Annotated in this window: 6 protein-coding genes and 1 rRNA gene; 5 read left to right on the top strand and 2 right to left on the bottom strand. The window is 61.0% G+C overall.

Annotation, left to right across the window (positions count from 1 at the left end):
* Positions 1 to 197 precede the first annotated feature (197 nt).
* The 5 genes from rrf (at position 198) to CD932_RS26435 (ending at position 7,070) form a co-directional block, all read left to right on the top strand.
* Positions 198 to 310 (top strand): 5S ribosomal RNA (gene rrf / locus CD932_RS26455).
* A 121-nt stretch (positions 311 to 431) separates the two neighbouring features.
* Positions 432 to 1,874, top strand: coding sequence for a DUF3375 domain-containing protein (locus tag CD932_RS26450; protein ID WP_369679852.1), 1,443 nt, complete (start codon positions 432 to 434; stop codon positions 1,872 to 1,874).
* Positions 1,871 to 2,470, top strand: a complete 600-nt coding sequence (locus CD932_RS26445; protein WP_094445831.1) for a DUF4194 domain-containing protein — start codon at positions 1,871 to 1,873, stop codon at positions 2,468 to 2,470. Before CD932_RS26450 ends, CD932_RS26445 begins: the two co-directional genes overlap by 4 nt.
* Positions 2,467 to 5,865, top strand: a complete 3,399-nt coding sequence (locus CD932_RS26440) for an ATP-binding protein (RefSeq protein WP_094445830.1) — start codon at positions 2,467 to 2,469, stop codon at positions 5,863 to 5,865. Before CD932_RS26445 ends, CD932_RS26440 begins: the two co-directional genes overlap by 4 nt.
* A complete protein-coding gene (locus tag CD932_RS26435; protein ID WP_094445829.1) occupies positions 5,862 to 7,070 on the top strand; it encodes a Wadjet anti-phage system protein JetD domain-containing protein in 1,209 nt (402 codons plus the stop codon). Before CD932_RS26440 ends, CD932_RS26435 begins: the two co-directional genes overlap by 4 nt.
* A gap of 114 nt (positions 7,071 to 7,184) precedes the next feature.
* Here the strand turns inward: CD932_RS26435 and CD932_RS26430 are convergent, their stop codons facing one another.
* Complete coding sequence (locus CD932_RS26430; RefSeq protein ID WP_094445828.1) at positions 7,185 to 8,522, bottom strand: MFS transporter; 1,338 nt, start codon at positions 8,520 to 8,522, stop codon at positions 7,185 to 7,187.
* Positions 8,523 to 8,563: 41 nt separating this feature from the next.
* Entirely contained in the window at positions 8,564 to 9,691 is a 1,128-nt protein-coding gene (locus tag CD932_RS26425; protein ID WP_094445827.1) for a porin, read from the bottom strand.
* Positions 9,692 to 9,733: the final 42 nt, after the last annotated feature.

Genomic DNA, 9,733 nt, shown 5'->3' with positions numbered 1-9,733 from the left:
GGTGTGGAAGTGCAGTAATGCATTAAGCTAACCAGTACTAATTGCCCGTACGGCTTGTCCCTATAACCTTAGCAGGTGCAGAGGATAAGACAGTACAACGTTGCGTGTGTGTTGATACCATTCATTACCCCAATCTTTGCTTCTTCCAGATTCAGGCTTTGTCGCTCGACCGAGGACAAATGCCAGTACAAGTTATGCCTGATGACCATAGCAAGTTGGTCCCACCCCTTCCCATCCCGAACAGGACCGTGAAACAACTTTGCGCCGATGATAGTGCTGCAACCAGTGTGAAAGTAGGTTATCGTCAGGCTTGTTATTCGCAGTAGAAAAACACCCCGATCAGCAATGGTCGGGGTTTTTTTTCGTCTGACGGCTTTGGCATCAACGGGCATATCGTTCAGTGCTACAGTGTTCCATACACCACAAAACGCATGCAGATGGATTATCAACAGCTCTCAGCCCAGCGGCGCAGCCATCCGGCGTGGCGCCTACTTGCCGCCGATCATGCACCGATGATCGCCAGTTTCCTGCATCGTCATTTTATTGCTCCGAATATCCGCACCATCGCGCGCCAGCAACTGGCGTCCCATCTGGACGACCATCTGTATCATCTGCATGAACTGGCTGGCGAGGTCTTGTTTCCGAAAAGCGCGACGGCGTATCTCGACGACTGGGCTTCCGACGAGCGCGGCTGGCTGCGCAAATATTATCCGGGCGGCCAGGATGAGCCGCACTATGATTTGACGTCGCCGACCGAACAGGCGATCGCATGGCTGCTCGGCCTGGGGCAGCGCCAATTCATCGGTACCGAATCGCGCCTGATGACGGTATTCGATTTGCTGCGGCAGATTATCGATGGCACGGAATTGAATCCCCGCACCCGTATCGCCGAGCTGCAAAAACGCAAGGCGGCCATCGATGCGGAAATCGCGCAAATCGCCCAGGGCCGGCTCGACATGATGGAGCCGACCCAGATACGCGAACGCTTCCTGCAAATGTCGTCCACGGCGCGCGAACTGTTGTCCGACTTTCGCGCCGTCGAGCATAATTTTCGCAGCCTGGACCGCTCGGTACGTGAGCGTATTGCTACCTGGGAAGGCAGCAAGGGTGAATTGCTGCAGGAAGTTTTTGGCAAGCGCGATATGATCGCCGATACCGATGAAGGCAAAAGCTTTCGTGCCTTCTGGGATCTGTTGATGTCGCCATCGCGCCAGGATGAATTGACGGCGCTGTTGAATGCGGTAATGGCGCTCGATCCGGTGCGCGAACTGGCGCCAGATGGCCGTTTGCTGCGGATACATTATGACTGGCTGGAGGCGGGCGAAGTGACGCAGCGCACGGTAGCGCGTTTGTCCGAGCAGCTGCGGCGCTATCTCGACGACCAGGCCTGGCTGGAAAATCGCCGTATCATGCAGCTGATACGCGATATCGAAAAAAAGGCGCTCGATGCGCGCGCGCTGGTCGGGCATGCCGCCTTTATCGACATCGACGCCGCAGCGCCGAATGTGCTGGCGCCGATGGACCGCACCTTGTTTACGCCACCGTTCAAGCCTGTCATCCTGCATGGCGTGCTTGAGGAAGCGGCCGAGCCGGTACCGTCGGATGCCTTGTTCGAGCAGGTCCATGTCGATCGCCTGAAGCTGGCGTCGAATATCCGGCGCGCGCTGCAGGAGCGCAAACAAGTATCGCTCGCCGCGCTGATCACAGAGTATCCGCTCGAGCAAGGACTGGCGGAATTGGCTACTTATCTGAGCCTGGCGACGCAGGAATTGCCCAGCGTGATCGACGATACGCAAGAAGAAACGATACACTGGACCGACACCCAAGGTCGTGCGCGTATTGCCACGGTGCCTCTCCTGATTTTCAGCACATGATGAATGCTTCCAGCGAAACCCATTACAGCCAGATCCTGATTGCCTTGATGCAAGGCGTGTTGTACCAGGAAAACGATGTCGCCTTGTGGCAGCCGCTGCTGCTGTTGCAAGCACGCGTGCGTGATTATTGCCAGCACATCGGCCTGGAACTGATACTCGATGAAGCCGAGGGCTATGCCTATCTGCGCCAGCGCGCCACGCCGGAAGGGGAAGTTGCGCTGCCGCGCCTGGTGCCGCGACGCCAGCTCAGTTATCCGGTCAGTTTGATCCTGGTGCTGTTGCGTAAAAAGCTGGCGGAGTTCGACAGCAATGCCGGCGACACGCGTTTGATCGTCAGCCGTGAGCAGATCACCGAACAATTGCGCCTGTTCCTGCCCGATACCGCCAATGAAGCGCGTTTGCTCGACCGCATGGAGACGCATTTGAACAAAGTGGTCGAATTGGGTTTCCTGTATCGTTTGCGTGGCCAGGACCAGCAATTTGAAGTGCGGCGCATATTGAAGGCCTTTGTCGATGCGCAATGGCTCAGCGATTTCGAGCAGCGCCTGAACGATTACGCCAACCATGGCGTGGGTTTGTCGGAGGATGGTCAATGACGGCGCGTGATCCTGAGGACGGTGTAACGCCCCAGCTTGACTTCGCCGACCCGGCGAGCCTGGAGCGCGCCGGCTTTCGCCTCCATCATTTTGAAGTCTTCAATTGGGGCACCTTCCATGCGCGCGTGTGGAAACTGCATCCGGGCGGCGACAATCTGCTGCTGACCGGCGACATCGGTTCGGGCAAGTCGACGCTGGTCGACGCGATCACCACCTTGCTGGTTCCCGCACAAAAGATTGCCTACAACAAGGCCGCTGGCGCCGATGCCCATGAGCGCAGCCTGCGCACCTATGTGCTTGGCCATTACAAATCGGAACGCGGCGACACTGGCAGCACGGCGCGCGCGGTTGCCTTGCGCGACCAGAATACCTATGCCGTGATCCTCGGCGTGTTTTATAACGAGGGCTACGATCAGACCGTGACCCTGGCGCAGGTATTCTGGCTCAAGGATGCGCGCGGCCAGCCCGAGCGTTTTTATGTGGTGGCGGACAGCGCCTTGTCGATCGCGGACCAGTTTGCCGGTTTTGGCACCGATATCAATCAGTTGCGCAAGCGCCTGCGCGCCAGCAAGGGCGTGACCCTGCACGACAGCTTTCCACCGTATGGCGCTGATTTTCGCCGCCGCTTCGGCATCGGCAATGAACAGGCGATGGAGTTGTTTCACCAGACGGTGTCGATGAAGTCGGTCGGCAACCTGACCGACTTCGTGCGTGAGCACATGCTGGAAGCCTTTCCTGTCGAAGAGCGTATCGCCGCCCTGATCGCCCATTTCGATGATTTGCATCGTGCACACGAAGCGGTACTGAAGGCGAAACAACAGATCGAGCAATTGCTGCCGCTGACTGCCGATTGCGCACGCCATGCCAGCTTGCAGCAGCACGATGAGCAATTGCGCGGCTGCCGCGAAGCGCTGCGGCCGTGGTTTGCTGTCTTGAAAAGTGATTTGCTGGAAAGCCGTCTGGCACAACTTGCGCTGGAGCTGGAAAAAACCGCCGCGCGCCTGCAGCGGCTGCAACAGTTGCGCATCGAGCAAGGCCTGCGCCGCGATGCAATCCGGGAAGCGATTTCGGCCAACGGCGGCAATCGCCTGGCGCAGATCGACGCCGAGATCGCGCACCAGCAAACGTTGAAGGATGAGCGCGCGCGTCGTGCGGCGCAATATGATGAATTGGCGCAAGCACTGGGCTTGCCGGGGGCGGCCGATGACGAAGGCTTTCGTGCCAATCTGCGCGCCATCGACAGTGGCCAGGCGCAATGCGTGGCGCAGCGCGACGAATCGAATAGCCGCCTGACCGAGGCTGGGGTGACGTTGCGTGAACTGCGCAGCAGCCATGGGGAATTAACGGGAGAACTCGAATCGTTGCGCCAGCGCCGCTCGAATATTCCGGGCCAGATGCTGAAGCTGCGCGACTTGCTGTGCGCAGCGTTGGATCTCGATGGTGAGGAACTGCCCTTTGTTGGCGAGCTGATCCAGGTACGCGACGATGCCGGCGAGTGGGAGGGCGCGGTCGAACGCCTGCTGCACAATTTCGGCCTGGCACTGCTGGTGCCGGAAGTCCATTATGCGGCGGTGGCGGCGTGGGTCGACCGCAGCCATCTTGGGGCGCGCCTGGTGTATTTTCGGATACGCGCGGTCAGCGTGCCGGAAGCGCGTCCGCTGCATCCCGATTCGCTGGTGCGCAAGCTGTCCGTCAAGCCCGATTCGGCGTTTTATCCATGGATCGCAGGGGAACTGGCGCGGCGTTTCGACTATGCCTGCTGTGACTCGCTGCAGCAATTTCAACGCGAAAAACTGGCCATCACGCGCAATGGCCAGATCAAGGCGGGTGGCGAGCGCCACGAAAAGGATGACCGTCATCAGTTGCAAGACCGTACCCGTTATGTACTGGGCTGGACCAACCAGGCCAAGATCGCGGCGCTGGAAAAGCACGCACGTGACTTGTCGTTGCGCATTACTGCCCACGTTGCGCGCATCAGCGCACTGGGGCTGGAATTCAAAACGCATCAGGATCGCGTGGGCCAGTGGCAGCAATTGGCGGTGTTCCAGCATTTCGGCGAACTGGACTGGAAGCCGCTGCTGCTGGCGATCGAACAATTGCTGCGTGAAAAAGAGGCGCTGGAAGCGGCGTCCGACATGCTGCGCGAGCTGCAGAGCCAACTGGAGGCGCTGACGCAGGCGCAAGCCGGCACGGACGAGGACCTCAGCCGTTACACCATCGAACATGCCAAGCTCAGCGAGCGACAGGATCAGGCGCGGCGCCAGTTGGCCGACTGCGCACAGTTGCTGGACGCCACCCCAGTGCACGCGCGTGAGCGGTATTTTCCCTTGCTGCAGCAGTTGCAGGTGGATGCCCTGGGAGAACACAAGCTGACGGTGGAGTCGTGCGACAACCGTGAAAAAGACATGCGTAGTTTCTTGCAGGCGCGTATCGATACCGACAGCAAGAAAATCGCCGGTTTGCGCGACCGTATCATCAGCGCCATGCGCGATTACGTCACGGCCTGGCCGCTCGATACGCGTGAAGTCGATGTGAGCATCAACGCCGCTGGCGAATTTGACAAGATGCTGGCGGCGCTGCAGGCAGATGATTTGCCACGCTTTGCGCAGCGCTTCAAGGAGCTGCTCAATGAAAACACGATCCGCGAAATTGCCGGCTTCCAGTCGCAGCTCAAGCGCGAGCGGGAAACCATCCGCGAACGCATCGATATCATCAACCGCTCGCTGCACGATATCGATTACAACCCCAACCGCTATATCGCGCTCGAAGCCGAGCCCAATCTGGACGCCGACCTGCGCGATTTCCAGGCCGACTTGCGTGCCTGCACCGAAGGCGCGTTGACCGGATCGAGCGACGAGGAGTACTCGGAAGCCAAATTTTTGCAAGTGAAAACCATCATCGAGCGTTTCCGTGGCCGCAGCGGCAGCGCCGAGGTGGACAAGCGCTGGACCCGCAAGGTGACCGACGTGCGCAACTGGTTTGTCTTTTCGGCGTCCGAGCGCTGGCGTGAAGACGACCGTGAGCATGAACATTACACCGATGCGGGCGGCAAGTCCGGGGGCCAGAAGGAAAAGCTGGCCTATACCGTGCTGGCCGCCAGCCTGGCCTACCAATTTGGTCTCGAATGGGGCGTCGTGCGCTCGCGTTCCTTCCGTTTTGTCGTGATCGACGAAGCGTTCGGCCGTGGCTCGGACGAGTCCGCCCGCTATGGGCTGGAACTGTTCAAGCGCATGAATCTGCAATTGCTGATCGTCACGCCCTTGCAGAAAATCCATATCATCGAACCCTATGTCGCCGGCCTGGGCTTCGTGCACAGCGAAGAGGGCCGGCAATCGATGTTGCGTTGCCTGAGCATCGAGCAGTACCAGGCCGAGCGCCAGGCGCGCAGCGCATGAACTGGACCACGCCAGCGACCATCCAGGCGCATTTGCTGCGCCTGTGGGACAGCGGCCGCTGGCTGGCCGCACATGTCGGCGGTGTGCCACTGTTTCCCATGACCCTGCCGGTGCGCCAGCCCGGTGCCGCGACGATGGGTGAGCAGTTCGATGCGGTGCGGCGCTGGATACGGCAACTGGAGGAAGGCGGCAAAAGTCACAAAGGCTATGGCTATGTGATCGAATGGCGTGAAATCAATCATCGTCAACTGGGGCGCAACCGGGTACCGACGCAAGTGCTGCTGGCCGACGAAACCGATGCCTTGAAACTGATTGGCAAGGCAGCGGACAAGCGGTGTTTCGAGCAGCTCGCAAGCATTACCCTGCAGCTGTTTCCTGCGCTGGCCGGCTGGCTGGAGCGCCGTCCGATGACGGTGCTGGAACAGGCGGGTGCATGGGCACGCATCCTGGCGATCCTGCAATGGTTTGTCGCCCATCCACGGCCGCAGCTGTATTTGCGCGAACTCGATATTGCCGGCGTCGATGGCAAGTTCATTGAAACGCGCAAGGCCCTGCTGGCCGAACTGCTGGACCAGTTGTTGCCGCCCGAAGCGGTCAATGCAGACGCGATTGGCGCGCGTCAATTTGAAGCGCGTTATGGCTTGCTGGCCAAACCGGCGCTGATACGCTTTCGTTTGCTCGACGCCCGCCACCATATCGGCGGCCTGTCCGACCTGAGCGTGCCGGTGGCGCAGTTCGCCGCCTTGCGCACCACGGTCAAACGGGTATTCATTACCGAGAACGAAATCAACGGCCTGGCGTTTCCGGATGTGCCGGACAGCATGGTGATCTTTGGCGGCGGCTATGGCATCGAGCGCCTGGCCGATGTACGCTGGCTCGATGACAGGCAGATTGTCTACTGGGGCGATATCGATACGCACGGCTTTGCCATTCTCGACCGCTTGCGCGGCTTGTTGCCGCAAGCGCGTTCCATGCTGATGGATCTGGCGACCCTGGAAGCGCATCGCCCCTTGTGGGGCAGTGAAGAGGCGCACAAACGTTATACCGGCAACTTGAGCCGATTGACGCCGGACGAGCATGCATTATTTCAAGTGCTGCGTGGCGACATCCTCGGTGAACGCCTGCGCATGGAACAGGAGCGCCTCGGATTTCACTGGGTGCGCGCGGCGATTTTTGCCGTCCAGAACGCTGAGCAATGTGATTGACGTTAAGAGTCTATCCCAGTAGTGAGCGTCTTGTGCTTGCAGCGCATCAGGAGCGCGGACAAGGCGTGGGGGGGGCAAGGTGGTGGTGCCGATGGTGCCACCACCACCCTGGCCTTACTTTGTCCCCAGCTCCTGCATCGGCACCCGGAAAGTCTCGCGCGCGGTGAACACGGCGAAGGCGGAAACGACCGAAGTGCAGCTGACAAAGATCGCCACCGGCACCCAGCCCAGGGCATCGTTCGGGCGCAGGATGGCGGCGCTGATGGTCGGCGCGAAGCCGCCCAGCGCGAAGCCGATCTGGGTGCCGATCGCCATGCCCGACAGGCGCACGCGGGTGCTGAACATTTCACCGTACAGCGCCGGCCACACGCCGTTGGCGGCGCTGTACACCACGCCCGACAGCAGCAGGCCGAACACGAAGATCAGCGCGATATTGGAAGTGCTGATGGCCCACATATATGGCCAGGCCAGCGCTGCCGAACCGAGCGCGCCGAAGATGAACACCGGGCGCCGGCCGATGCGGTCCGACAGCGCCGCGAACAGCGGAATCGCGCCCAGCGCCACCACGTTGGCCAGTACCAGCACCGTCAGCATGGTCGCACGCGGCAGGTGCACGGTATTGACCGCATACGACAGTGTAAACACGCTGAAGATGGTGCTCACCACCGACACCAGCGCGGCAAAGATCACCCGCAGCAGGTTGGCCTTGTGCTGTTGCAGCAGCACCGTCAGCGGCATGCGGTCGTCCTCCTGCTGTGCCGAGTTCTGCTGAAAGGCCGGGGTTTCCGGCAGCGTGCGGCGCACCCAGAAGCCGACCACCACCACGATGGCGCTGAGGAAGAACGGAATGCGCCAGCCCCACGCCAGCAATTGCTCTTCCGGCAGCGCAGAAATCGGCAGGAATACCAGCGTGGCCAGGATCAGGCCGGCCTGGGTGCCGCTCAGCGTAAAGCTGGTGAAGAAGGCGCGGCGGTGCGGCGGCGCGTGTTCGAGCGTCATTGAGTTGGCGCCGGCCTGCTCGCCGGCGGCGGAGATGCCTTGCAACATGCGCAGCACCACCAGCATGATGGGCGAGACGATGCCGGCCTGGTTGTAGGTCGGCAGCAGGCCGACCAGGAAGGTCGATACGCCCATCAGCAGCAGGGTGAACGTGAGCACCTTCTTGCGGCCGTACTTGTCGCCGATGTGGCCGAGCATGACAGCGCCGAACGGGCGGGTGATATAGGCCACGCCAAAGGTGGCGAAGGCGGCGATGGCTGCGGTGGCCGGATCGAAAGCAGGAAAGAAGATCTTGCCGAACACCAGCGCGGCGGCGGTGCCGTAGATGAAAAAGTCGTAGTACTCCACGGCGCTGCCGATCCAGCTGGCCAGGGCCGCCTTGCGCGGGGAACGTTCAGAAACAGGGGCGGCGGTGGCAGCTTGCTGCCTGGCCTGTGCGGTTGCGGTCGACATTGTATTCTCCAGGAATCATAGTGTATAGAGTGAACAGCGAATCAGAACTTGTGCACGATGCCGATCTGCAGACCGGTCAGTTTTTGTCCGTTCACATCGGTGCCGGCCAGGTTGGCCGACGGTCCGGCCGAACCGCTGAAACGGAAGCCGGCGTTGCGCTCGTTGCTCAGCCGGCTGGCGAAGGAGTAGAGCTGGGTGCGCCGCGACAGGTCGTAGTAGCCGCCGACATTCAAGCCGCGTGCGCTGGCGCCGCCGCCCGAGGTGTCGTGCAGCACGCCGTACAGCGCACCGACGCGCAGTTGCGGGCCGAGGCGGTAGTCGGCCGACACCTGCGCCAGGTTGTAATAGCGCGCGGCGTGGGGGTCGGTGCCAGCGAAATAATTGTTCGGGCTGCTGACGTTGCTGAGGATTGCCGCCGTGTTGAGGCCGTTGGCGCTGGCGGTCGTGTTATTGCTGCGGCCCAGCGCCAGGTAGACCTTGCCCTGGCTGTACTGATAATTCAGATAGACATTGTGATAGACGATGCGCTTGTGCACGGTGGCCGTCGCGCCGTCGGGCCTGGCGGCCAGGCCCGCGTAGCCGGCGCGCCACAGCTTGCCTTGCCAGTCTAGCATGGCTTGCACCACCGGACCGTTGTCGGACTTGCTGGTGTTTTCCGGCAGCGCGTAATGCAGCGTCAGTTGGGCGCCCTGCAGGCGCGGCGACTTGTAATACAGGTCGTTGTCGTAGCGCGACGGGATGCCGAAGGTGTTGAACAGCGAGCCGAACGTGGTGCGCTCGGTGTAGTCGATGGCGCCGCCAGCCGTGAAGATTTCCGTGTTCTGGCGGCCGATGCGCCATTCGCCGTAGGGGCCGGCCAGGCCGATCCAGGCCTGGCGGTCGAACAGGCGGCTGCTGTCGGCCATCACGCCGCTGTCGGTGGCAAAGCCCTGTTCCAGTGTGAACCTGAACTGGTAGCCGCCGCCGAGATCTTCACCGCCGCGCACGCCGAGGCGGCTGCGCAGGATGGCGCCGTCGTTCAGGCCGGTAATGCTGGCGCCGCTGCTGCTGCGGATGTAGCCGATGTATTGATCGATATTGCCGTAAAGCGTGGTCTGGCTCTGGGCCAGGGCTGGCGCGGGCATGGCGCCGCCCGCCAGCGCTGCCATCAGGCATAGCTGTCTTTTCATTTCTTGTCTCCGTTGTTGTTGTGATTGTTGTGTGAATATTGT

The organism is Janthinobacterium sp. PC23-8 (assembly GCF_002250505.1).
Lineage (GTDB): Bacteria > Pseudomonadota > Gammaproteobacteria > Burkholderiales > Burkholderiaceae_D > Janthinobacterium.
The sequence above is the reverse complement of the archived record's forward strand: the minus strand, read 5'-3'. Positions and strand labels throughout refer to the sequence as shown.